This is a genomic window from Streptomyces sp. NPDC048516 (genome assembly GCF_043199875.1).
GTDB lineage: Bacteria > Actinomycetota > Actinomycetes > Streptomycetales > Streptomycetaceae > Streptomyces.
Map to the genome: position 1 here is coordinate 61,580 of NZ_JBICWS010000020.1, position 23,493 is coordinate 85,072.

At 69.9% G+C, this 23,493-nt stretch carries 17 protein-coding genes and 2 pseudogenes; 11 read left to right on the plus strand and 8 right to left on the minus strand.

Annotated features, from left to right (window positions below; translation table 11 throughout):
* Nucleotides 1-108 precede the first annotated feature (108 nt).
* Nucleotides 109-3,045 (minus strand): BTAD domain-containing putative transcriptional regulator, encoded by a 2,937-nt coding sequence (locus tag ACGFR7_RS30765; RefSeq protein WP_393325508.1) that lies wholly within the window; start codon nucleotides 3,043-3,045, stop codon nucleotides 109-111.
* A 263-nt stretch (nucleotides 3,046-3,308) separates the two neighbouring features.
* Here ACGFR7_RS30765 and ACGFR7_RS30770 point away from each other — a divergent pair, with 263 nt between their 5' ends.
* The gene (locus ACGFR7_RS30770; RefSeq protein WP_393325510.1) at nucleotides 3,309-4,535 is read left to right on the plus strand and encodes an amidohydrolase family protein; all 1,227 of its coding nucleotides are present in this window, start codon (nucleotides 3,309-3,311) and stop codon (nucleotides 4,533-4,535) included.
* Between the two features lie 82 nt (nucleotides 4,536-4,617).
* Here ACGFR7_RS30770 and ACGFR7_RS30775 read toward each other — a convergent pair.
* Nucleotides 4,618-4,767, minus strand: a pseudogene (locus ACGFR7_RS30775) (NUDIX hydrolase); the annotation flags it as partial.
* A gap of 149 nt (nucleotides 4,768-4,916) precedes the next feature.
* Here ACGFR7_RS30775 and ACGFR7_RS30780 point away from each other — a divergent pair.
* The 7 genes and pseudogenes from ACGFR7_RS30780 to ACGFR7_RS30810 all read left to right on the plus strand — a co-directional run.
* Nucleotides 4,917-5,787, plus strand: a pseudogene (locus ACGFR7_RS30780) (helix-turn-helix domain-containing protein); the annotation flags it as partial.
* A gap of 358 nt (nucleotides 5,788-6,145) precedes the next feature.
* On the plus strand, nucleotides 6,146-6,436 hold the full coding sequence (locus ACGFR7_RS30785) for a hypothetical protein (protein WP_393325512.1): 291 nt from the start codon (nucleotides 6,146-6,148) through the stop codon (nucleotides 6,434-6,436).
* A 151-nt stretch (nucleotides 6,437-6,587) separates the two neighbouring features.
* Complete coding sequence (locus ACGFR7_RS30790) at nucleotides 6,588-7,556, plus strand: TIGR03619 family F420-dependent LLM class oxidoreductase (protein ID WP_393325514.1); 969 nt, start codon at nucleotides 6,588-6,590, stop codon at nucleotides 7,554-7,556.
* A gap of 166 nt (nucleotides 7,557-7,722) precedes the next feature.
* Entirely contained in the window at nucleotides 7,723-8,508 is a 786-nt protein-coding gene (locus tag ACGFR7_RS30795; protein ID WP_393325516.1) for an SDR family NAD(P)-dependent oxidoreductase, read from the plus strand.
* A gap of 120 nt (nucleotides 8,509-8,628) precedes the next feature.
* Nucleotides 8,629-9,753 carry an LLM class flavin-dependent oxidoreductase gene (locus tag ACGFR7_RS30800; protein WP_328386221.1) on the plus strand — a complete coding sequence of 375 codons (1,125 nt, stop codon included), beginning with the start codon at nucleotides 8,629-8,631 and terminating at the stop codon, nucleotides 9,751-9,753.
* A gap of 41 nt (nucleotides 9,754-9,794) precedes the next feature.
* A complete protein-coding gene (locus ACGFR7_RS30805; RefSeq protein ID WP_393325518.1) occupies nucleotides 9,795-11,606 on the plus strand; it encodes an amidohydrolase family protein in 1,812 nt (603 codons plus the stop codon).
* A gap of 154 nt (nucleotides 11,607-11,760) precedes the next feature.
* Complete coding sequence (locus ACGFR7_RS30810; protein ID WP_393325520.1) at nucleotides 11,761-13,221, plus strand: aldehyde dehydrogenase family protein; 1,461 nt, start codon at nucleotides 11,761-11,763, stop codon at nucleotides 13,219-13,221.
* A 63-nt stretch (nucleotides 13,222-13,284) separates the two neighbouring features.
* Here ACGFR7_RS30810 and ACGFR7_RS30815 read toward each other — a convergent pair whose 3' ends face one another.
* From ACGFR7_RS30815 to ACGFR7_RS30840, 6 genes are all read right to left on the minus strand, one after another.
* Complete coding sequence (locus ACGFR7_RS30815; RefSeq protein WP_393325522.1) at nucleotides 13,285-13,641, minus strand: hypothetical protein; 357 nt, start codon at nucleotides 13,639-13,641, stop codon at nucleotides 13,285-13,287.
* Nucleotides 13,638-14,384, minus strand: coding sequence for a hypothetical protein (locus ACGFR7_RS30820; protein ID WP_393325523.1), 747 nt, complete (start codon nucleotides 14,382-14,384; stop codon nucleotides 13,638-13,640). Before ACGFR7_RS30820 ends, ACGFR7_RS30815 begins: the two co-directional genes overlap by 4 nt.
* 12 nt (nucleotides 14,385-14,396) lie before the next feature.
* On the minus strand, nucleotides 14,397-14,702 hold the full coding sequence (locus ACGFR7_RS30825; protein ID WP_393325525.1) for a hypothetical protein: 306 nt from the start codon (nucleotides 14,700-14,702) through the stop codon (nucleotides 14,397-14,399).
* 13 nt (nucleotides 14,703-14,715) lie between these two features.
* Entirely contained in the window at nucleotides 14,716-15,471 is a 756-nt protein-coding gene (locus tag ACGFR7_RS30830) for a hypothetical protein (protein WP_393325527.1), read from the minus strand.
* 430 nt (nucleotides 15,472-15,901) lie between these two features.
* Nucleotides 15,902-16,864, minus strand: a complete 963-nt coding sequence (locus ACGFR7_RS30835; protein ID WP_393325528.1) for a zinc-binding alcohol dehydrogenase family protein — start codon at nucleotides 16,862-16,864, stop codon at nucleotides 15,902-15,904.
* 188 nt (nucleotides 16,865-17,052) lie between these two features.
* Nucleotides 17,053-18,603 carry a CehA/McbA family metallohydrolase gene (locus ACGFR7_RS30840; protein WP_393325530.1) on the minus strand — a complete coding sequence of 517 codons (1,551 nt, stop codon included), beginning with the start codon at nucleotides 18,601-18,603 and terminating at the stop codon, nucleotides 17,053-17,055.
* A 231-nt stretch (nucleotides 18,604-18,834) separates the two neighbouring features.
* Here ACGFR7_RS30840 and ACGFR7_RS30845 point away from each other — a divergent pair, with 231 nt between their 5' ends.
* From ACGFR7_RS30845 to ACGFR7_RS30855, 3 genes are all read left to right on the plus strand, one after another.
* Nucleotides 18,835-19,659 (plus strand): TIGR03619 family F420-dependent LLM class oxidoreductase, encoded by an 825-nt coding sequence (locus tag ACGFR7_RS30845; protein ID WP_393325532.1) that lies wholly within the window; start codon nucleotides 18,835-18,837, stop codon nucleotides 19,657-19,659.
* A gap of 561 nt (nucleotides 19,660-20,220) precedes the next feature.
* Nucleotides 20,221-20,619, plus strand: a complete 399-nt coding sequence (locus tag ACGFR7_RS30850; protein ID WP_393325534.1) for a VOC family protein — start codon at nucleotides 20,221-20,223, stop codon at nucleotides 20,617-20,619.
* Between the two features lie 159 nt (nucleotides 20,620-20,778).
* The gene (locus ACGFR7_RS30855) at nucleotides 20,779-23,427 is read left to right on the plus strand and encodes a bifunctional FO biosynthesis protein CofGH (protein WP_393325536.1); all 2,649 of its coding nucleotides are present in this window, start codon (nucleotides 20,779-20,781) and stop codon (nucleotides 23,425-23,427) included.
* Nucleotides 23,428-23,493 lie beyond the last annotated feature (66 nt).

Consider the following 23,493-nt stretch of genomic DNA (forward strand, 5'->3'; position numbering starts at 1 on the left):
CGCGTCACCGAGCCGCTTGCCCCCCGAGGCGGCGGTTCGATGAGTAAGAGAGTGACGTGCCGCGATGAACGATCGATAAACGTCTCTGATAACGCCTCTGACCAGTAGCTATGCCACGGTGGCCAGGCTGATGAGGGCCTGCACCTCAGAAGTGTCCGGCACGCCCAGCCGTTCGTAGATGGAGAGCGCGTCCTGCCAGCAGGCGCGGGCTCGCCCGGTGTGCCCCAGTTCGTGGAGCGTCCGGCCCAACAGTGTGAGGACGTTTGCCCGCCACCACTCCCCGCCCACACCGCGCAGCGCGGTAAGTGCCTGCTCGGCACTGGTGGCAGCCTGCGTGGGGCGATGGTCGGCGAGGTGAATCTCCGCCAGCCTGAAGTGCGTCATGCCCGCCCAGAATCGCTGCCTGCTGTCCTGGAATATCGCCAGCGCCTTGGTGAGTTGGTCGGTCGCCTCGTCCAGTCGATTGGCGTGGGTGTACGCAAGTCCTAGCGCGTACATGCCATTTGCCAATCGCCGCTGCGCCCCGAGCTGGCGGTATATCGCAATGCCTTCCTGGGCAAGCCGGATCGCGCTGTCCATGCGTCCCGTGTTCAGGTGGACACGGGAGAGGTTGCACAGTGCGCTCGCTTCGGACTGCTTGTTGCAGTCGTCGCGGAAAGCGGAGAGTGCCTGGGTGAGATAAGCCTCGGCGTCACCGTAACGCTGCTGGGTGGTGGCGATGATCCCGCGGTCGTTCGGTGCGTAGGACGAGGAGAAAGGGTCCTCGGCGGCCAGTCCGAGGAGCATCGCCGACTGGGCGTGCTCCTCGGCCTCGTCGAGGCGGCCGGTCAGCGTGTGGACGTTGGTGAGTGCGGTGTGGATACGTGCCTCGGCGTGCGCGTCCTCGGCCTCCCGGGCGGAGGTGAGCAGGGCGGTGTTGGCCTGCTCATACTGCAGCGCGTCGGCACCGGACTCGGCCAGGTCCCGGGTCAGCAACAGCAGATCCACCGCGCGCCGCAGGGACCCGGCGCCCTTCGACTGCTGGGCGCAGGCAAGGATGCAGCCCGCTTCGCCGAACAGCCAGCTCAGCGCCGTCGCACGGTCGGTGAAGGTGAGTCCGGGGTGGCGCGTGGGCTCCATGTGGTCGACCAGCCGGTCCCCGGGCCGCTCCAGGGCGTACATCCGGGCGGCGGTGGCCAGGTAGAAGTCCAGCAGCCGCGACAAGGCTGCCGCACGCTCCGTGGGCGGGTGCTCGTCACGCTCCGCGCAGGCACGCGCGTACAGCCGGACCAGGTCGTGGAAGCGGTAGCGGCCGGGGGCGGCGGATTCCAGCAGGCTGGCGTCGACGAGGGATTCGACCTGGTCCTCGGCGGAATCGATGTCGAGGTCGAGGAGGGCTGCCGCCGCGGCGAGGGAGATGTCCGGGCCGTCGGCAAGGCCCAACAGCCGGAAGGCACGGGCCTGGTGGGGCTCCAGTTGGCCGTATCCCAGTTCGAAGGTGGCCTTGACGGCGAGGTCACCTGCGCGCAGCTCATCCAGCCTGCGGCGTTCGTCCGCGAGCTTGCTGGCCAGGGTGGAGACCGTCCATGTACGGCGCGAGGCCAGCCGGGAGGCGGCGATGCGGATGGCCAGCGGAAGGAAGCCGCAGGCGCCGACGACGGCCATGGCGGCCTGCCGCTCCGACGTGACCCGCTCCACGCCGACGATGCGGGTGAAGAGGGTCAGCGCCTCCTCGGGACTCATCACATCCAGGTCGATGAGATGGGCGCCGGCCAGGTCGATCAGGCGTGCGCGGCCGGTGATCAGTGCCGCACATCCCTCCGTCCCGGGCAACAACGGTCGGACCTGCGCCGCGTCCCGCGCGTTGTCCAGCAGTGCCAGCACCCGCCGACCCGCCAGGGTCGACCGGTAGAGCGCGGACCGCTCCTCCAGCCCGTCCGGAATTGCGGAGTCGGGAGTGCCCAGGGCGCGCAAGAAGGCTCCGAGCACCGCCTCCGGTTCGGAAGGAGTGTGACCGGCGCCCTGAAGGTCGACATAGAGCTGCCCGTCGGGGAAGTGTTCGCGGGCGGCGTGCGCGACATGCACGGCCAGCGTCGTCTTTCCGACACCGCCGATGCCGGTGAGCGCGGATACGGCCATCACGCTGCCCTCGGCGGTCGCCAGCTGCTGGCCGAGTTCGGTGACGAAGGCGTCGCGTCCGGTGAAGTCCGCCACCGTTGCCGGAAGTTGCTGCGGGCGTACGGCCACCTGATCGGGGGCGTCCGGACCGTCGATGACGACCGGCGGCGCGTCCAGATCCGTGTCGGCCCGCAGAATGCGCTGCTGGAGGTCGGAAAGCGAGGCGCAGGGGTCGACGCCCAGTTCGTGGGCGAGCAGCCGGCGGGTGTCCGCGTACACCGCAAGCGCCTCGGCCTGCCGTCCGCTGCGGTACAGCGCCAGCATGAGCAGTTCGCGAAGCCGCTCGCGCAGCGGGTGGGCGGCGGTGAGCGCGGTCAGGTCGGACACCACGTCGGCGTGGCAGCCGGCTTCCAGGACGAGTTCGAGGCGGGTCTCCGCGAGGGAGAGCCGCCACTCCTCGAGCCGGGTGCGCTGGGTTTCCACATACGGCCCGGCCAGCCCGGCCAGCGGTTCGCCGTCCCACAGCGCCAGGGCCTCGTCGAGGAGTTCCCGGGCCCGGGCGCGGTCACCGGACGCCTTGGCCTTCTCCGCCTCGGCCGCGTATTGCTCGGCGTGGTCGTGGTCGAGGTCCAGCGGACGACCGTCCACCGCACGGAGGGCGTAGCCGCCCGACTCGCTGACCAGGGCGTCGGCGTCCGCGCCCAGCGCTTTGCGGAGCCGGGAGGCATAGGTACGCAGCGCGGCGAGCGCGGCGTGCGGTGGCTCGTCACCCCAGAGGGCGTCGACGAGTTCGGGCGCGGTGGCGGTACGTCCGCCGCGCAGCAGTAGTGCGGCGAGCAGTGCGCGCTGCTGCGGGGAGCCCGCAGCCAGCGGCGTAGCGCCACGCCAGGCCCGTACCGGACCGAGCACGGAGAAGCGGAGTCGCTCCCGCCCCGGACCGTCGTCCATGGTGTCCCCCTGCCCTTCGCCGTATGCCGTCTGTTCGCCCTGTGCGCACTGCCTCGCTGTGCGCAACGGCCAGTCTGCCTTGTCGCGCCCACTTACGTCAGTAGGGGTCCGGAGCATCCGCAAGGCCTCCTCGGTCGATCGGCGCCGGGGGTGGGGCGGCACACGGTGGGGGCGCCGGGGCGAAACTTCCGTGCGCCCCCTTGCCGGATCCGTCTACCGCGGCATTGCTGACGGTTCGTCAGATCAGCGCTACCGTATCCGGCATGGCGACCTTCCCCAGGATCATTTCGGTGGACGACCACACGGTGGAGCCCCCCAACGTCTGGCGGGACCGGCTTCCGTCGAAGTACCACGACACCGGCCCGCGCATCGTCCGGGCGCCCGTGAAGGAAATGACCTTCGTGGGTGGCAAGTTCGCCCCGACGATGGGCGACGCGTCGGGCGACGGTCCGATAGCCGACTGGTGGGTCTACGAAGACCTGCGCCGGCCGCTGACCCGCCTCGACACCGCCGTCGGCTGCTCCCGTGACGAGATCAAGCTCGAAGGCATCACCTACGAACAGATGCGTCCGGGCTCGTTCAGCGTGCCCGAACGGCTGGCCGACATGGACGTCAACCACGTCCAGTCCGCACTCTGCTTCCCCACCTTCCCCCGCTTCTGCGGCCAGACCTTCACCGAGGCCAAGGACCGCGAACTGGGGCTGCTGGGCGTGCGCGCGTACAACGACTGGATGGTCGAGGAGTGGTGCGGCCCGCAGGCGCAGGGGCGGCTGATCCCGCTGACCCTCATCCCCCTCTGGGACGCGGAGCTGGCGGCCGCGGAGGTACGGCGCAACGCGGCCCGCGGCGTACGGGCGGTCTGCTTCAGCGAGATCCCGCCGCACCTGGGGCTGCCCAGCATCCACACCGACTACTGGGACCCCTTCCTCCGTGCCTGCGACGAGACCGGCACGGTCGTCGCGATGCACATCGGCTCCTCGTCGAAGATGCCCTCGACCTCGGCCGACGCCCCGGCCGCCGTCGGTTCCACGATCACCTTCGCCAACTGCTGCTTCTCGATGGTGGACTGGCTGATGAGCGGCAAATTCGACCGCTTCCCCAGCCTGAGGGTCATGTACGCCGAGGGTCAGATCGGCTGGATCCCGTACATCCTCGAACGCGCCGACGTGGTCTGGGAGGAGAACCGCGGCTGGGGCGGCGTCGCCGACAAGGTCCTGCGCCCGCCGTCCGACCTCTTCGCCGAACACGTCTACGGCTGCTTCTTCGACGACGCCTTCGGCCTGAAGAACCTGGACGCGATCGGCGTCGGCAACGTCCTCTACGAGACGGACTACCCGCACTCGGACTCGACCTGGCCGAAGTCGAGGGAGGTCGGCGAATCGCAGATGGGACACCTCGCGCCGGACTTCGTGGAACAGATCGTTCGGGGGAACGCGATTTCGCTGCTGGGGTTGACGGGGGAGGGGCTGTGGCCGGGGGCGGGGGGCTGAGGCGTCAAGGCTGCTGCCCGTCGGCCACCTACCGGGCGGCGGGCATACGGCCGTCGCGCCAGTCGTCCACGCGCTTCCGGGCGGCGGCGCCAGGAAGCGCCCACATGCCGTTGTCGCGCCGGCGTTGCAGCAGGATGCGGCCGGACTCGTCGACCACGACTGTGGAGACGGCCGGAACCAGACTGTTGGCCGCCGGAGCGTCCGGATCGTTCCGGTAGTCACGCCTGGCCATGAATTTGCCCTCCGTAGAAGGGATCACCACGTATCGCCGTGCCCCGTACTCTGACAGTGAAGAGCTGTACAGAGAGGGGCAAGGCCGTGTCCGAGTCTTCCGATGCTCCGCCGGATCCGTTTGTCGAACCGGTTGCCTTTGGCCAGCGCATGCAGATCCTGCGGACCCGTAGAGGGATGAGCCGTAACGTCCTGGCGGGCTGCTGGCCAAGTCGCCGAGCTGGGTCAAGCAGGTCGAGGGCGGGCGCCTGCAGATGCCCAAGCTGCCCATGGTCTTGCGGATCGCGGAGGCGCTCAGGGTTCGGGACCTGTCCGAGCTGACCGGGGACCGGTCGATGGCGATCGCCCTGTTCACCGGTCCGGGGCATGCCCGGCTGCCGCACGTGCGATCGGCCCTCAGCAGATACCCCCTGACCACGCGGTGCGAGGCACCGGCCCCGGAACATCTCCGCGAGCGCCTTGTCCGTGCCTGGGCCGCCCGGCATTCCGCTCCTCACTACCGTGACGTCATCGGCGCCCTGCTGCCGGACCTCATCCAGGATGCTCAACTGGTCGTGTTGCAGGCCGATTCGGCGAGGCAGCGTCGTATGTCGCAGCGCGGACCCTGTCCGAGGTGTACAGCCTCAGCCAGTTCTTCCTCGCCTACCAACCGGATGCCTCGCTCTTGTGGCGGGTGGTGGAGCGAGGAATGGTCGCCGCGCAGGAATCCGAGGACGCGCATGCCATCGGCGTATCGGCGTGGCTGGCGACTCAGGCGCACCGGGACAGCGGGCATGCGCATTTCGACGCTGCTGACGCGGTGAATCTGGAAACCATCCGCTATCTGGAGCCGCTGCTGCCGGAGGCCGGAAACGATGTGCTCGCCATTGCGGGAGCCCTGCAGTTCGAGGCCGGGTACACGGCAGCCCGCCGCGGCGACACCGGGACCGCCTGGCGCTTTTGGGACGTGGCGCGCGCCATGGCGGCACGGCTGCCCGCCGACTACTTCCACCCTGTCACCTCCTTCTCGCGAGCCGTCATCCACAGCGCCGGCGGGCGAGCGAACTGGCGGTGAGAATCGGCGCGCTGGCGGCGTGAGCGAGGGGCACAAAGTGTGCCCCTGCTGCTCTCTCCGGGCCCCTGCGGTCGGTCATCGCATGACCACCCGAAGCCCCCGCAGTGGTGGTTGGCGCGGCTCGGGGCGGGCCCCAACCGAGAAAGCAGCTCGACGTGACGAACTGTCCCGCTCGCATCTTCGAGTCGCTGTGGCCGCTGTTGCCGCCCGCCCCGGGCCGCCATCGGCAGGCCGGTGAGACCGCCGTTGCGACCACGTGTCCGGGCGCGCTGACCTCCTCCCCGTCCCCGTGGCCTTGGCCCTACGGCATCGAGGGGGCGGCCTGATGTCCGACCCGCAGACGGCGCGGCTGTTGCCGTGGACGACCCCGGACGGGAAGACCTGCATCGTCGTGGGCGACGGTGCGGGTGTGGTCTCCCGGATCGCTGACGACGTGGAGGCGGTCCAGCTCGGCATGGCCGAAGATCTGCTCGGTCACGCGGGCGAGATGCTGGGCGACCGCAAGGCGACCTTCCCGGAACTGCATTACCTCGCACGTCAGTTGAGCAGCAGCCTGCGGGAGGTGTGTCGCGTGGCGGCTAGCAGGGGGGTGCGGTTGTCCTGCCGGGAGCGGTGAGGTGGAGGGGGTGATGGTGTTGTTCGTGGGTGCCGGGCCCTCCGGGGCGGGTCTGCCCGCGCCCGCCGTCCCCCTTGCCTGATGCCCCCGCAGCCACCACGATGGCCCGCGCAAGCTATATGACGATGCGTCAGATGCGGCGGGAGGGCGTATGGACAGCGACTACGAGGCGGTATGGCGGCCCGGGGCGGGGTGGCCGGCGTACGGGATGCAGCTTCCGGTGCAGGCGCAGAGCACCCTCTTCGCGGAGGGCTGGGAGCCGGCCGCGGGGCCCGCGGATCTGGTCGCCGTCGCGCGGGCCGCCGACCGGTACGGGTTCGCGTATATCGCCTGTTGTGAGCACCTGGCGATCCCGCGGCGGCTGGCCGAGGTGATGAGCACCGTCTGGTACGACCCGGTCGCCACCCTCGCGCATCTGGCCGCCGTCACCGAGCGGGTGCGGCTGCTCAGTCATGTGGCGGTGGCCGGGCTGAAGCATCCGCTGGTCACGGCCAAGCAGTACGCGACGCTCGACCGGCTCTCCGGCGGGCGGCTGATCCTCGGGGTGGGGGCCGGGCACGTACCGGAGGAGTTCGACGTGCTCGGAGCGGACTTCGAGCGGCGTGGGGCGGTGCTGGACGAGACGCTTGACGCGCTGAAGGTGGCGCTGGGGCCGGAGGAGTTCCCGAAGTTCGCGGGGGAGCGGTTCGCGTTCGAGGGGCTGGGGCAGGCGCCGCGGCCCGTGCAGACGCCTCGGCCGCCGCTCTGGGTGGGCGGATCCTCGCCCGCCGCCGTACGCCGGGCCGCGGTGCGCGGCGACGGCTGGCTGCCGCAAGGCGACCGGCGGTCGGAGCTGCCGGCGCAGATCGGAAAGCTGCGGAGGCTGCGGGCCGCGGCCGGTGTCGAGGTGCCGGTCGTGATCGGTGCCATCGCCGAGCCGCTGTATGTCGGTGAGCCCGGCTGGGAGGTCGGCCGGCGGACCCTGTCCGGGGCGCCGGAGCGGATCGCGGAGTCGCTGCGGGAGTACCGGGCGATGGGAGTGGACCAGATTCAGGTGAGGTTCCGCAGCCGGGGATGCGACGAACTGAGGGATCAGATGGCGGCGTTCGGGACGGATGTCGCGCCGTTGCTGAACGGCTGACCGGCTGACCGGCAACCGTTCACCACTTGCCTCTCGCCACTGACCGTCCACTACGCACCACTCACCACTCACCACTCACCACTCACCACACACCACTCACCGCTGACCGCTCACGGCCGACGGGTCGGACCGGCGGCGACGTACTCACCAGCTAAGGAGTGCAGGCATGGGCAAGCTCGACGGGCGGGTTGTCATCGTGACGGGTGCGGCGCGCGGGCAGGGTGAGCAGGAGGCGCGGCTGTTCGCCGCGGAGGGCGCGAAGGTGGTGCTCGGGGATGTGCTCGACGCGCAGGGTGAGGCGCTTGCCGAGGAGCTGGGGGAGGACCGGGCCCGCTTCGTCCATCTGGATGTGACGCGGGAGGCGGACTGGGAGGCGGCCGCCGGCGCTGCCAAGGACGCCTTCGGGAAGATCGACGGGCTGGTCAACAACGCGGGAATTCTCCGTTTCAATGAGCTGGTGTCGACGCCGCTGGCGGAGTTCCAGCAGGTCGTGCAGGTCAACCAGGTCGGCTGCTTCCTCGGGATCCGTACGGTGGCGCCGGAGATCGAGGCGGCGGGCGGCGGGACGATCGTCAATACGGCCTCGTACACGGCGCTGACGGGTATGGCCTTCGTCGGCGCGTATGCCGCGACCAAGCATGCGGTCCTCGGGCTCACCCGGGTCGCCGCGGTGGAGCTGGCGGCCGGGAAGATCCGGGTCAACGCGGTGTGCCCGGGGGCCGTGGACACTCCGATGACCAACCCCGCGGCACTGGACCCGAGTGCCGATCCCGCCGAGTCGAAGCGGGCCGTGGACGAGCTCTACCGGAAGCTGGTGCCGCTGGGCCGGATCGGCCGGCCGGAGGAGGTCGCCAAGCTGGCGCTCTTCCTGTCGTGCGAGGACTCGTCGTACATCACCGGGCAGCCGTTCGTCGTCGACGGTGGCTGGCTGGCGGGGGTCAGCCTGTCCTGACGGTGCATCAGCTTGCGGGGAAGCGGCTATTGACGCTCCTCGTGCGCGGTGGAACAGTCGGCACATCGAATCTGACGGTACGTCAGAAATGGCGAATGGCTCAGGGGACGGTGAACCTCCTTGGAATTCGGGCTCTTTGTACAGGGATACGTGGGCAAGCGGGCCGAGACCGATCCGCTCGCGGAGCACAAGGCGCTGATGGAGGAGACCGAGTACGTCATCCAGGCCGACAAGTCCGGCTTCAAGTACGCCTGGGCGTCCGAGCACCACTTCCTGGAGGAGTACTCGCACCTCTCCGCCAATGACGTCTTTCTGGGGTATCTGGCCCACGCGACCGAGCGGATCCATCTGGGATCCGGAATCTTCAACCCGCTCGCGCAGGTCAACCACCCCGTCAAGGTCGCCGAGAAGGTCGCCATGCTCGACCATCTCAGCGAGGGCCGCTTCGAGTTCGGCAGCGGGCGGGGCGCCGGCAGCCACGAGATCCTGGGGTTCCTCCCGGGCATCACCGATATGAACCACACCAAGGAGATCTGGGAAGAGACCATCGCCGAGTTCCCGAAGATGTGGCTCCAGGAGGAGTACGTCGGGTTCCAGGGCAAACACTGGCAGCTGCCGCCGCGGAAGATCTTCCCGAAGCCGTACGGGGCCGCGCACCCGGCGATGTGGTACGCGGCAGGCTCGCCGTCCTCGTACGCCATGGCGGCGAAGAAGGGGCTGGGCGTCCTCGGCTTCAGCGTGCAGAAGGTCTCCGACATGGAGTGGGTGCTGGAGCAGTACAAGACGGCGATCAGGGAGGCCGAGCCGGTCGGCGGCTTCGTCAACGACAACGTGATGGTGACCTCGACCGCGATCTGTGCCGAGACGCACGACAAGGCGGTGGAGATCGCGGTGGGCGGGGGGCTCAACTACCTCCAGTCGCTGGTCTTCCGCTACCACGACACCTTCCCGCGGCCCGACGGCATCCCCGAGTGGCCCGAGCTGCTGCCGGACTACACCGCCGAGCTCATCGAGCTGCTGATCGCCGAGGAGCTGATGATCTGCGGCGACCCGGACGAGGTGCTCGGGCAGTGCAAGCGCTGGGAGCAGGCCGGCGCCGACCAGCTGAGCTTCGGGCTGCCGATCGGGATCTCGTACGAGGACACGATGAACACGGTCAAGCTCATCGGCGAACACGTGATCCCGAAGATCGACACGGATCCGGTGCACCGGACGACCCGGTTCCGTCAGGCCGCAGGCAGCTGAACCCGCGGAATTACCGCCCAGGGGAAGGGGATGCACCGCCCATGCTCGACCACCTGATCAAGGGCGCGACCGTTGTGGACGGCACGGGAACGCCCTCGTACACCGCCGATGTCGGCATCCGTGACGGCCGAATCGCCGTCATCGCCCCGTCCGGAACGGGAGCCGGAGGCGGTATCGGCTCCGGGATCGGCACCGGCTCGGGCTCCGGCTCCGGGACCGGCTCCGGCACCGGCATCGAGGAGGCGAGGACGAGCGAAGACGCGACCGGTCTCGTCCTCGCCCCCGGCTTCGTCGATCCGCACACCCACTACGACGCGCAGCTGTTCTGGGACCCGTACGCCACCCCCTCGCTCAACCACGGGGTGACGACCGTGGCGGGCGGCAACTGCGGTTTCACCCTGGCACCGCTGCACCCCGGGCGGCCCGACGACGCCGACTACACCCGCCGGATGATGTCCAAGGTCGAGGGCATGTCCCTGGTGGCACTCGAAGAGGGCGCCCCCTGGACGTGGAGCTCGTTCGGCGACTACCTGGACGCGCTGGAAGGGCGGATCGCCGTCAACGCGGGCTTCATGGTGGGCCATTGCGCACTGCGGCGGTACGTCATGGGCCCGGACGCCATCGGCGGGCAGCCGACAGCAGGGCAGCTGGAAGAGATGCTGGCGCTCTTCCACGAGGCGATGGAGGCCGGGGCCTGGGGCTTCTCCACCACGCAGTCCTCCACCCACTCCGACGGCGACGGGAAGCCGGTCGCCTCCCGGCACGCCGGACCGGAGGAACTGCTCGCGCTGTCGCGGGCCGTCGCCGCGCACGAGGGCACCCAGATCGAGGCGATCGTGGCGGGCTGCCTCGACCAGTTCGGCGACGACGAGATCGAGCTGCTGGTGGCGATGAGCGCGGCGGCCGGCCGGCCGCTGAACTGGAACGTGCTGACGATCGACGCGGCGGTGCCCGCACGGGTGCCGCGCCAGCTGATGGCGAGCGAGCGGGCCCGGGAGGCCGGCGGCCGGATCGTGGCCCTGACGATGCCGATCCTCACCCCCATGAACATGTCCCTGGGCACCTTCTGCGCCCTGAACCTCATCCCCGGCTGGGGCGAGATCCTGGGCCTGCCGGTACCCGAACGCCTCGCGAAGCTCCGCGAACCCGGCGTACGGGACGAGATGCTGCGGCGCGCGGAGAGCAAGGAGGCGGGTGTCTTCCGGCGGCTCACCGACTTCGGCCGGTACGTCATCGGGGACACCTACTCCCCGGAGAACGAGGGCCTGACCGGGCGCGTCGTCCAGGACATCGCGGCCGAGCGCGGCCTGGAGCCCTTCGCCTGCATGGTCGAGATCTGCGCCAACGACCGGCTGCGGACGGTGCTGTGGCCGATGCCCACCGACAACGACCCGGCCTCCTGGGCGCTGCGCGCCGAGACCTGGCAGCACGAGGACGTGCTGCTGGGCGGCTCGGACGCGGGCGCGCATCTGGACCGGATGTGCGGTGCGCCCTACACGACGCGCTTCCTCGGCGACTGCCTGCGCGGCAGGAAGCTGGTGGGCCTGGAGCAGGCGGTGAAGATGCTCACCGATGACCCCGCACAGCTCTTCGGGCTGCGGGAGCGCGGACGCATCGAGGAGGGCTGGCATGCCGACCTCGTGCTCTTCGACCCGGAGCGGATCGACGCGGGCAAGGCCACGCTCGTCCACGATCTGCCCGGCGACAGCCCGCGGCTGGACTCCCGGGCGGTCGGCATCAACGCGGTGTGGGTCAACGGCGTCGAGACGATCCGCAACGACCTGGTCACCGGTGCGGTGCCGGGGACCGTGCTGCGGTCGGGCCGGGACACGAGGACGGTGAGTACGAAGTGACGGGGGTGATGGACCCGGCGCATGGGGGCGATGCGTGCCATGTGACGGGGATGGGGTCCAAGCCGGGGCGGGGTCAGGCGCGCGGTCGGCGTCAAGTGGCCGTGGTCGAAGGGCATGGTGGGGACAAAGGGACCATGGGCGCGGTGAGTGCCACGTGACGGCCTCGGAACGCCTGTTCATCGGTGGTGAGTGGGTCGAGCCCGACGGCGGTCACTACGAGGTCGTCGACCCGGCGGTGGAGGCGGTCGTCGGGCTCGCGCCCGAGGCGAGCCGGGCGCAGGTGTACGAGGCGGCGGCCGCGGCGCGCGAGGCGTTCGGGCCCTGGTCGCGCACCTCGCCGCAGGAGCGTGCCGCGATTCTCGACCGGGCCGCTGAGGTGATGCAGCGCGACTTCGCGGCGCACGCCGAGCTGGCGCAGGCGGAGAGCGGGGCCACGACCCGGACCGCGCGCGGGATGCAGGTCGCGGTGGGGGTGGCGCGCTTTCGGCGGTATGCGAAGGGGGCGCTGGAGCCGGTCGAGCAGGGGCTGCCTCCGCAGATCAACGAGGCGGGCCCGGCCGGGCGGGCGGCCGTGCTGGGGGCACTCGCCGTACGCCGGCCCGTCGGCGTCGTCACCTGCATCACCTCGTACAACAACCCGTGGGCGAACCCGGCGGGCAAGATCGCCCCGGCGCTGGCGATGGGCAACACCGTTGTCGTCAAGCCCGCCCCGCAGGACCCGCTGTCGGTGTACCGGATGGCGGCTGCGCTGGCGGAGGCAGGCGCGCCACCGGGAGTGGTGAATGTGGTGAGCGGCGCTTCCGCGGAGGCCGGTGAGGCAGCCGTGGACTCGCCGGACGTGGACATGGTGAGCTTCACCGGCTCCACGGCCGTCGGGCAGCGCATCGCCGAGGTGTGCGGCCGAGGGATGAAACGCCAGCTCATGGAGCTGGGCGGCAAGGGCGCCGCGGTGGTCTTCGACGACGCGGACCTGGACTCGGCGGTGGCCGGTATCGGCACCACCTACTCCTTCTACAGCGGGCAGATCTGTACGGCGCCGACGCGGGTGATCGTGCAGAGAGGGGTGTACCAGGCGCTGGTCGAGCGGCTGACGCGCTACATCGGACAGCTCCGGGTCGGCGATCCCCGTGCGCAGGGGACGGTCGTCGGGCCGGTGATCTCGGCCGCGCACCGCGACCGGGTCGAGTCGTATGTGGAGCTGGGCAGGAAGGAAGGCGCACGGGTCGTGGCGGGTGGCGCACGGCCGTCCGTTCCGGAGCGCGGCTTCTACGTCGCGCCGACGCTGCTGGCCGACTGCACCCCCGATATGCGGGTCGTCCGCGAGGAGATCTTCGGTCCGGTCGTCGTGGTGGTGCCCTTCGACGAGGAGGACGAGGGGGTGGCCCTCGCCAACGACAGCGACTACGGGCTCATCGACTACGTATGGTCCGGCGACACCGCCCGCGCCTTCCGGGTGGCCGGGCAACTGCGGGCCGGCGGGGTGGGGGTGAACACGGTGGGCCGCAACATGGAAGCGCCCTTCGGGGGTTTCAAGCGCAGCGGGGTCGGGCGGGATGTGGGCTCGTACGCGCTGCATGCGTACAGCGAGTGGCAGGCGATTGTCTGGCCGGGCTGAGAGCGGGCCTGTCGGCAGCGCCGGCCGGTGTGCCGGCGCTGCCCTCCACCGGCTGGTACCGGGTCAGAGTTCTTTGATCAGCCGTGTGATCACAGGCATTGGGAGGTGCGGGTACAGGTTCCTCAGATGCCGCACGATCGCCGCATCACCCTTCTCGCACCTCACCTGACGCACCTCCTCGATCACCTCCGCGCGGAAGTTCTCGTACGTGCGGAACGTTCGGTGGAACCAGTCGTGCCTTCGCCTGTAGTGGTTGTACATCTGGCCCGCCATGAGCGGGACGAAGGAGATCAGAAAGAGGGCATTCGGCGCACGATACCCATTGACCGCGAGCGCCACCGATGCGCAGAGCCCACCCGCCCCCAGAAGCATCAGCACTACCGCGAACGGATATACGCGCTTCGGTACGCGCCTGCTCACGCCGTGCCCTTGGGCCATTGGCCAACAGGGGGGCCGGGGTAGTCGCTGACGTCCTTCGCCTGGCCCTTGACGCGGTTCAGTTCCTCGACCTGGGTTCCCAGGACTCCGAGCGCCGCCAGGACCGCTGCGCCTGCGGTCGCGCCGTTAACCGCCGCTTCTTCCAGGAAGATCCCGGCAGCGACGGGAGCGCCGAACCCGGTCATCAGCGCGCCGAGGGCCGCAACCGTACCCACGATGGCCTTCGTCAGGATTCCTGCCATCGCGACGTAGAACGCGAGCCCGGTGGAGGCGCAGATCGTGCAGGACAAGGACACCTGGTCCGCGATCGTCGCGATCCGCCCCGCGGCCGGGGACTGTCCCCGCACCGATGCCAGGTAGAGGTCGGCTGCCTCCCCTTTCCAGTGGCGGGGAGCCTGCAGGGCCTTCCAGTCCGTCTGCCCCTGCACTGCCGATGCGGGGGTCTTGATCTTGTCAACCCAGTCGGTTGAGATCTGGAAAAGAGTGATGGGGGCCGCCGCGGCCTTCAGTGCGTCCTCAATCTTTTCGATCACCCATTTCGCACATTCCTTCATCTTCTCGGCGATCCACATGAGGGCATCGGCTATTTTCTGGGGCATGTGCCATTCATTGCCCGCCTTCTGTGCCGTCGGAACAAGTTCCTCTTTCTTTTGCGACAGCTTGTTCACGCCGGACTTCAGCTCTTGGGTCAGAGCCTGATACTGCGAAAGGCTGAAGGTAGTCATGCCGCCCCCTGTTCAGTATGTTCCCTCGACATGCGCCTTTGTTTCTTCTTCTTGGTTATCGTAGGCCGTCGCGTTCTTGATGAGGGCGTCGGCTATTTCCTGCGTGCGCTGCTGACCTTCCTTGCATCGGTCAGATATCTCGTCGACCGCGGTCTCGTAAGCCGAAAACACGAGCTGGAATATGCCTGCTTCAAGCCGGCTGATGCGCAGCCCCTCCACTGCATGGTGCAGCTTTCCCAGAGCGTCGCTCTGTTCATCCCACATGCGCGCTTCGGAGCGCAGCACATGGGTGACCGCCTTGATATCGGGATTCACCACGAGCGTGCTCCTGTCAGAGGTTGTTGAGGCGCCTGGGGTCGCTGAGGGCGGCCATCGCTTCGTCGATCAGGCCGTCGAGCTTGCGCCCTTCTCCCTCTGCCTGCTCGGAAACGCTGCTGTGGGCCAGGGCGGAACGCGCATCAGCAAGCGCCTCACCGAGGGCCCGGTTGATCTGGGTCACCGATGCGTTTGCGGCCCAACCCGCTTCCACGTCACACGATGTGAGGGACGCGGGGGTGAGGGTGATCGTCACGCGGCCGGCTGGATCCGATCCCGACGCCGGCGCTTCCTGGTCGAGAGCGGTGTCGAAGTTGCCCGCGGAACTCAGAGAGGAGATGGCATCTTCCACGAGCTGGTCCAGCGGACGGGAAATCACGTACCGGGTGTCCCGCTCCTCCGGGGCGGAGGTCCCGGTTGTCCCGGTGCGAGACGCCGGGGCGCCGCCCACATTTCCCATTCCCGGGCCTGCGTCCCAGGGGCCACTGGGAAGATTCTGTGACCAGGTGTCCATGAGTTCGGAGTGTGCATTGCGGGCAGCCTCGACCACGGCCATGCCGAGACCGCCGGACTTGCAACGCTTCCCCCAGTCCGAGGCGGCCGTTATTTCCTGCGGGAGTCCGTCACCGCTCACCCTGACCCGCACTGCACCCTGTGCGTCCGATGCTTCCGCCCTTTCGGGGCGGCTTCCTTGCAGACCGGAAAGCATGCCTTGGAGCTCGGCGGTGTAACTCTGGAACTGTTCCAGCTCCTGGCGGAATGTATTGTCCATCCGGTTTATCCCCCCGCACGTCGGTGCATTTCCACGCGTTTGCGTGGAGAACTCAATGCGCCGACCGTAACAACGCCCGCCGTCAACGCGCAGCGCCAATCTGCCGCATGATCACAAGGTTTCGGAATCTCCCGGGGAAGTTCACTGAATGGTCACATGGCCGGTGGAACTCAATACGGTCAAATCGGAAGCCGGGCTCACCGAAGGAATGGGTGACACCGGCAACCGTCGAGCCGTTCTCGGCCCACCTGATGGCACCCGTCGCCCACCTGATGGCACCGTCGCCTGGCTGCGTCACCCCGCCGGCGAGTGAGAACCGGCCCGCCACAGGTCGGGCCGGCAGACCCGGGCTGCCGCGGCCGCGGTGGGTGCCGGTCCTGCTCGGCGTAGACGCACGGACTTCTGGACGAGGGCGCAAAAGGGTCGGCCATCAAGGGCGGAGGACCAATTTGCCCTTCGTGCGGCGGCCGAGCAGATCCTCGTGCGCGTCGCGAGCACGCGCGAGGTCGTACTCCGCGCCGACCAGCGGCCGCAGGCGTCCCTGCGCCGTGAGGTCGAGCAACTCCTCAAGTGCCGCACCTCCGACCCCGTTTCGGGCAAGGAGCGGGGTGATCCAGAAGCCGGCGATGCCGATGCTCCGCACCGCGAGCCGGCCCGGTGCGATGGCCGAGGCCGCCTGCCGGGACGAGGCGCCGTACGTGACCAGTCGCCCGAGGTACCCGAGTGCGTCCACCGCGGAGTCGAGGACCGGGCCACCTATGGCGTCCAGGATGATGTCGACCGGGCGCCCCTGATTGGCATCGAGAACCCGCTCCTTGTAGCCCTCCGCCTCGCCGTCGATTGCCGCGTCCGCGCCGAGTTCGAGGGCGAAGGCGCGCTTCTCGTCGGACGACGTGGTGGCGATGATGCGTCCGGCTCCGAACTCCCGGGCCAGTTGGACGGCGAGGCTGCCCGTCCCGCCCGCGGCGGCATGGACGACGACGCTCTCGCCGGGCCGTACGCGGGCGACCGACCGCAGCAGATGCCACGCCGTCAAACCCTGCACGAGCAGAGCCAGCGCCGCGCCCGCGCTCACGCCCGGTGGCATGGTGACCAGATCGCGGTCGGCGACAACCGTCTTGGCGGCGTAGCCACCCTGGCGGACGTAGCCGAGGACCCGTCGGCCGTCCGTGGTCCGGCCGACGACCTCCATGCCGGGGATGTGCGGTAACGGCCCCTTCGGCGCGTACGGACCCTCGGTGTGTTCGCCCGCGATGTGCTTGATGTCGCCGAAGTTGACGCCCGCGGCCTCCACTTCGACCAGGGTTTCGCCCGACCCCGCCACCGGGTCCGGTACCTCGGCCTCCGTCAGGACTTCCGGATCACCGAACCGCTCGAATTGCATGGCACGCATGAATGCCCCTCCCAGACTTGATCAAGTTTCCGCGGCTGAGCCTGATGGCCGCGACCGAGCCTGACTACCGCGGCTGATGATGCTTCGCCACGGCCGATCAGGATCCCCCGCCAAGCTACGTCGGCACCCGGCGGTCTTCTGCCCGGTCGCCGTGCCCGGCCCGGCCCCTCGCCGTGTCCTGGCCTTCCTCAGCCCCAGCGGCCCAGGAAGACCGGGTTGGTCATGGCCGCCATGGGGCCCGGCAGGCCCGCTGTCGTCGCGGGGTGGCGGACTTCCGCGCGTATGTAGGCGGCGTAGTCGGGCGTGGTCTGCCAGGTGACGGTGCCGCTGCCCGAGGCGGGGAGTGGGGTGGAGTACAGGCGCCCCTGGTCGGTGAGGAAGGAGACCGTGCAGCCCGGGGCGCCGGAGACCTTCAGATGGGCCGTGACCTTTGCCGTACGGGGGACCTCCAGGCGCTCGGAGATCCCGGCGTGTTCGCCGCGCTCACCGGTGACGGAGAAGGCCAGATCGACCTTCGACGACTCGGCGATCCAGACCCGTCCCGCCCGGATGCCCTCCTGCAGCGCACGGCGCGAGAGATCGTCGGCGAGCACCACGGTCTGCGGCAGTCCCACCACATCGGGGTCGCGGTGGGCGTCGCTGTGGCCGACGGCCGGCAGCCAGTCCGCCCGGCCACGGGTGTGTGCGACGAGGGTGTTGTCCCATTCGGCGAGGGTGATCTCGTCATCGGGGGTGTACGGGCCGTTCCAGACCTCCACCGCATCGGCTTCGTTCAGCCCGAACTTCCAGTGGCAGCCGATGCAGGTGGCGTGCGGATGCGCCGGGATGACCAGGCCGCCGGCCCGCCGGATGGCGCGCGCGTATTTCCCGAAGGCATTGTCGCGGGCCCGGTAGCGCCAGTCGATGAAGACCTCGGGATCGGTGCCCATCGCCACCACGTGCCCATTGCGGGTGGTGACCTCCTCGCCGGTCAGGATCAGCAGGTCGTCGCCCCACAGACCGTCCCAGGCGCGGTGTGCGGAGGTGGTGTTGTGCTCGGAGGTGTTGAGGAAGTCCAGCCCCGCGGCGCGGGCCAGCGCGGCGATCTCGGCGGGAGTGCGTTTGCCGTCGGAGTGCACGGAGTGCAGATGGCTGTCGCCGCGGTACCAGGCACGGCCCCGGCCCCGGGCACGCTCGGGCGGATGGACGGGTGCCGGGGTGTGCCCCGGGGGGCCGTACCGCAAGGTGACCGTGACGTCGTAGGAGAGCCCTTGCGGCGCGACCGTGTACGGCCCCAGGGCGATATGCCAGGTGCCGGCGTTGACGGGGCCCGGCAGATACCCGGGGGTGGCCTCGTCGGCGCGCAGGAAGAACTCCGCACGCGCCCCGCCCGACCAGCCGCGGAAGCCGGCGCCGCCGAGGCCCGTGCCCCGCTCGTCGAAGATGCCGATGTCACAGGCGTTGCCGGGGGTGCCCTCGGGGACGGTGGGCTTGTCGTATTGGTAGGCAACGGCGATCTCGCGGACGCCGTGCGGCACCTCGACCGGCAGATACACGAAGTCCGGCGCGCCCGTGGGCAGATAACCGGACACCCGCCGGGTCTGCTCGCCCGGCCCGCCTTCGGACTGCCCGCTGCCGGACTGCCCGCCTCCGGGCTGCCCGGCAGCGGGTGTGGCGTCGGCGAAGCTCACACGTCCGAGCGTAAACGCGCCCGTCGCGCCCGCAACCGCCGAAAGTCTCAGAACGTCGCGTCGTTCCATCTCAACCCCCGCCCCCTCCGCCGCCCGTCGTGCCGTCTCGGGCCCGTACCAGCGCCTGTCGTGCCCGTCCGTACCACCCGCGGTCCCCTCGTTCCGCTGCGCGGCCGGCTCGTTGCACCGCGTGAAAACTGTTGTACGCGCGTGTGGCGGAGAGCGAAAGGCCTGTGGATAACCACCGGGCGGTGAGGCACCATGCGGTCACTCACCCGCCCGACACGGAGGTGTTCCCGCATGCGGATCGCGACCACGATCTTCCTGACCGACGAGACGATCCGGCCGGACCGGCTGGGCCGCGAGCTGGAGCAGCGCGGTTTCGCCGGCCTCTATCTCCCCGAGCACACCCACATCCCCGCCAGCCGGGACACGCCCGCCCCCATGGGCGAGCCGCTGCCCCGTGAATACGGCCGTACCCTCGACCCGTTCATCGCGCTCGGCCAGGCCGCCGCGGTCACCGAACGGCTCGCCCTCGGCACCGGCATCACCCTCGTCGCCCAGCACGACCCGGTCGACCTCGCCAAGCAGATCGCGACCCTCGACTTCCTCTCCGGTGGCCGTTTCACCCTTGGCATCGGCTACGGCTGGAACGTCGAGGAGGCCGCCGACCACGGCGTCGAGTGGTCGACCCGGCGGGAGCTGACCCGAGACCGGGTGGCGCTGATGCGCGCCCTGTGGGCCGAGGAACCGACCGCGTATCAGGGGGCATTCGGGTCCGTACGGGCCTCCCTCGCCCACCCCAAGCCGCTGCACGGCGCGCCGCGCACCCTCCTCGGCGGCTCGGCCGGCCCCAAGCTCTTCGGGCAGATCGCCGAGTACGCCGACGGGTGGCTGCCGATCGGCGGCCGCGGGCTGACGGAGACCGTTCCGGTACTACGGCAGGCATGGTCGGACGCCGGGCGCACGGGCGAGCCGGTGGTGGTGCCCTACGCGGTCCAGCCCTCGGCCGGGAAGCTGGCGCACTATCGCGAGCTGGGCGTGCAGGAGGTGGTGCTGCAACTGCCGCCGGCCGGGGAGGCCGAGGTACTGCGGACACTGGACGACTTCGCGCAGTACCTGTGACGGGTGACCCAGGGGAGCGCGGCGTGCGGGAGGGGTGACGGACGGCGGAGCGGAGGACGGAACGGAGGGGATGGCGGAACGGAGGGGATGGCGGAACGGAGGGGATGGCGCACGGGCCCCGGGGGAGGCCCTTTTTCCGGCCGGCTGCCGGCCGGCAGCCGGCGGCGGCCTCGGACCAGGCCTAGGACCAGCGGTGTACCGCCTCCCGCCCGGGCCGGTACCGGAGAACGATCCGCGGCGGCCTCCGCAGTCGTAGCGTCGAAGGTGAAGGGCCGCGGATCTCTCCGCAGACCGGCGGCCCGGAGAGAACGGTGAACGGCCAGGAAGATCAACGGTCCCGGAAGATCCGTGGTCCGAGGCGGTCAGCGGCCCAAGGCGGTCAGCGGGCCAAGGCGATCAGTGGTCCATGAAGGCCGATAGGCCAAAGAGGCCGATGGGTCAGGGAAGCCGATGGGCCAGGGAAGCCGGTAGGCCAAAGAGGCCGATGGCCCGCGCCGCTTCGGCGGATCAGCGGATCAGGGGACACGTTGATCGTCCGGCCAGAGAGATCAAGGAGATCCCATGCCTCGCCTCGACCACACGATCGTGCACAGCAAGGACCGTTTCGCCTCCGCCCGGTTCCTGGCCGGTCTGCTCGGCGCGCCCGAGCCCAAGGCCTACGGTCCCTTCGCGGCCCTCAAACTCGACAACGGAGTGACCCTCGACTACGCCGAGCACGTCGCCAACGGCGAGTTCGTCCCCACGCACTACGCGTTCCTGGTGTCCGAGGGCGAGTTCGACGCGATCTTCGACCGCCTACAGGAGCGGGAGCTTTCCTACTGGGCCGACCCCATGCACACCAGGCCACAGGAGATCAACACCCGGGACGGTGGCCGCGGCCTCTACCTCAGCGACCCCGACGGCCACAACATGGAGTTCCTGACCAGGACGTACTCCGACGAGCTGCTGGCCGGCATGTAGGCGTGCCGGGGGCCGCCGCTGTGCAGGCGTGCCCGGTGCCGCCGCCGGGAAGTGCCCCTTCCGCGCCCGGACGGAACCACGGGCCGGAGTGATCAGTGGCACATCGGCCACTCGATCTCCGGCGGCGGCGCTGTCGGTGGGCGCTCGTATCCTCGGAGGATGACTTCCAGCGTGCAGGGACCTGACCAGGCATCGGACCAAGGGACCGACCACGAAAGGGCCTCCGGGCCCGCCTCCCAGGGACGGCCGACGGCCAACGCGATGCGCCGTGCGCTCAAGCGGGCCCGCGACGGTGTGGCGCTGGACGCCGGCGAGGCCACGGTGCTGCTGCAGGCGCGCGGCGCGGACCTCACGGACCTGTGTGCCTCCGCGGCCCGGGTGCGGGATGCCGGCCTGGAGGCCGCCGGCCGCCCCGGGGTCATCACGTACTCCCGCGGGGTGTTCATCCCCCTGACGCGCCTGTGCCGGGACAAGTGCCACTACTGCACCTTCGTCACCGTCCCCGGCAAGCTGCGCCGCGACGGCCACGGGATGTTCATGTCGCCCGACGAGGTGCTGGACGTCGCCCGCCGCGGCGCCGAACTGGGCTGCAAGGAAGCCCTCTTCACCCTGGGCGACAAGCCGGAGGACCGCTGGCCCGAGGCCCGCGAGTGGCTGGAGGCGCATGGCTACGACGACACGCTCTCGTATGTCCGTGCCATGGCGATCCGCGTCCTGGAGGAGACCGGTCTGCTGCCGCACCTCAACCCCGGGGTGCTGTCCTGGACGGACTTCCAGCGGCTCAAGCCCGTCGCCCCGTCTCTGGGGATGATGCTGGAGACGACCGCCGAGCGGCTGTGGAGCGAGCCCGGCGGTCCCCACTACGGATCGCCCGACAAGGAACCGGCCGTCCGGCTGCGCGTCCTGGAGGACGCCGGACGCTCCAACGTCCCCTTCACCACCGGACTGCTCATCGGCATCGGCGAGACGTACGAGGAGCGTGCCGAGTCCCTGTTCGCGCTGCGCCGAATCCAGCGCGCGTACCACGGCATCCAAGAGCTGATCATGCAGAACTTCCGCGCCAAGCCGGACACGGCGATGCGCGGCATGCCGGACGCCGAGCTGGAGGAGCTGGCCGCGACCATCGCGGTGGCCCGGCACATCATGGGCCCCTCGACGCGCATCCAGGCGCCGCCCAACCTCGTCGACGGCGAGTACGCGCTGCTCATCGACGCCGGGATCGACGACTGGGGCGGCGTCTCCCCGCTGACCCTCGACCATGTGAACCCCGAGCGCCCCTGGCCGCAGATCGACGAGCTGACCGAGCGCTGCGCCGCCTCCGGGTTCGAGCTGCGGGAACGGCTCCCCATCTACCCGGAGTTCCTTCAGCGCGGTGAGCCCTGGCTCGACCCCCGCCTGCTGCCCCATGTACGGGCGCTCGCCGACCCGGAGACGGGCCTGGCCGTGGAGGACGCCCCCGTGGTGGGCCGCCCCTGGCAGGAGCCCGACGAGGGCTTCACGATGATCTCCTCGGGCCGTACGGACCTGCACCACACCATCGACACCGAAGGCCGCACCGCCGACCGCCGCGACGACTTCGACGAGGTCTACGGCGACTGGGAGGCGCTGCGGGAGGCCGCCGCCCCGGGGATGGCACCGGAGCGCATCGAAGCCGACGTACGGCAGGCCCTGTCGCAGGCCGCCGACGACCCCACCCAGCTCACCGACGCCCAGGCGCTGGCGCTGCTGCACGCCGACGGCCCCGCCCTGGACGCCCTCTGCACCCTCGCCGACCACCTACGGCGCGACACCGTGGGTGACGACGTCACCTACATCGTCACCAGGAACATCAACTTCACCAACGTCTGCTACACCGGCTGCCGCTTCTGCGCGTTCGCCCAGCGCCGCACCGACGCCGACGCCTACACCCTCTCCCTCTCCCAGGTGGCCGACCGCGCCCAACAGGCCTGGGACGTTGGGGCGGTGGAGGTGTGCATGCAGGGCGGCATCCACCCCGACCTGCCCGGCACGGCGTACTTCGACATCGCGCGCGCCGTGAAGGAACGCGTCCCCGGTATGCATGTGCACGCCTTCTCGCCCATGGAGGTCGTCAACGGCGCGACGCGCACGGGCCTGTCCATCCGGGAGTGGCTCACCGAGGCCAAGGCCGCCGGGCTGGACAGCATTCCCGGCACCGCGGCCGAGATCCTCGACGACGAGGTCCGCTGGATCCTCACCAAGGGCAAGCTGCCCACCGCCACCTGGGTCGAGGTCATCAAGACCGCCCATGAGCTGGGGATCGGCTCGTCCTCGACGATGATGTACGGCCATGTCGACCAGCCGCGCCACTGGCTGGGCCACCTGCGCCTGCTGGCACAGATCCAGCAGGAGACGGGCGGCTTCACGGAGTTCGTCACCCTCCCCTTCATCCACACCAACGCCCCCGTCTACCTCGCCGGCATCGCCCGCCCCGGCCCCACCACGCGCGACAACCGCGCGGTGACGGCGATGGCCCGAGTGCTGCTGCACCCGCACATCACCAATATCCAGACCAGCTGGGTCAAGCTCGGGACCGAAGGCGCGGCCGAAATGCTCCGCTCCGGTGCCAACGACCTCGGCGGCACGCTGATGGAGGAGACCATCTCCCGGATGGCGGGCTCGAGTTACGGCTCCTACCGCTCCATCCAGGACCTCATCGCCATCGCCGACCGGGCCGGCCGCCCGGCCCGCCCCCGCACCACGACGTACGCCCCGGTCACCGAAGAACGCCGGGCCGCCGCCCTCGCTTCGGACGGCCATCTCCCGGAGCTGCTGCCGTTGGCCGACTAGAACGGGCGGCCGGGGCGATCGGCCGGAACGGAGGGCCGCGGCAGTACGGCGGTGGCCCGCGGCCCG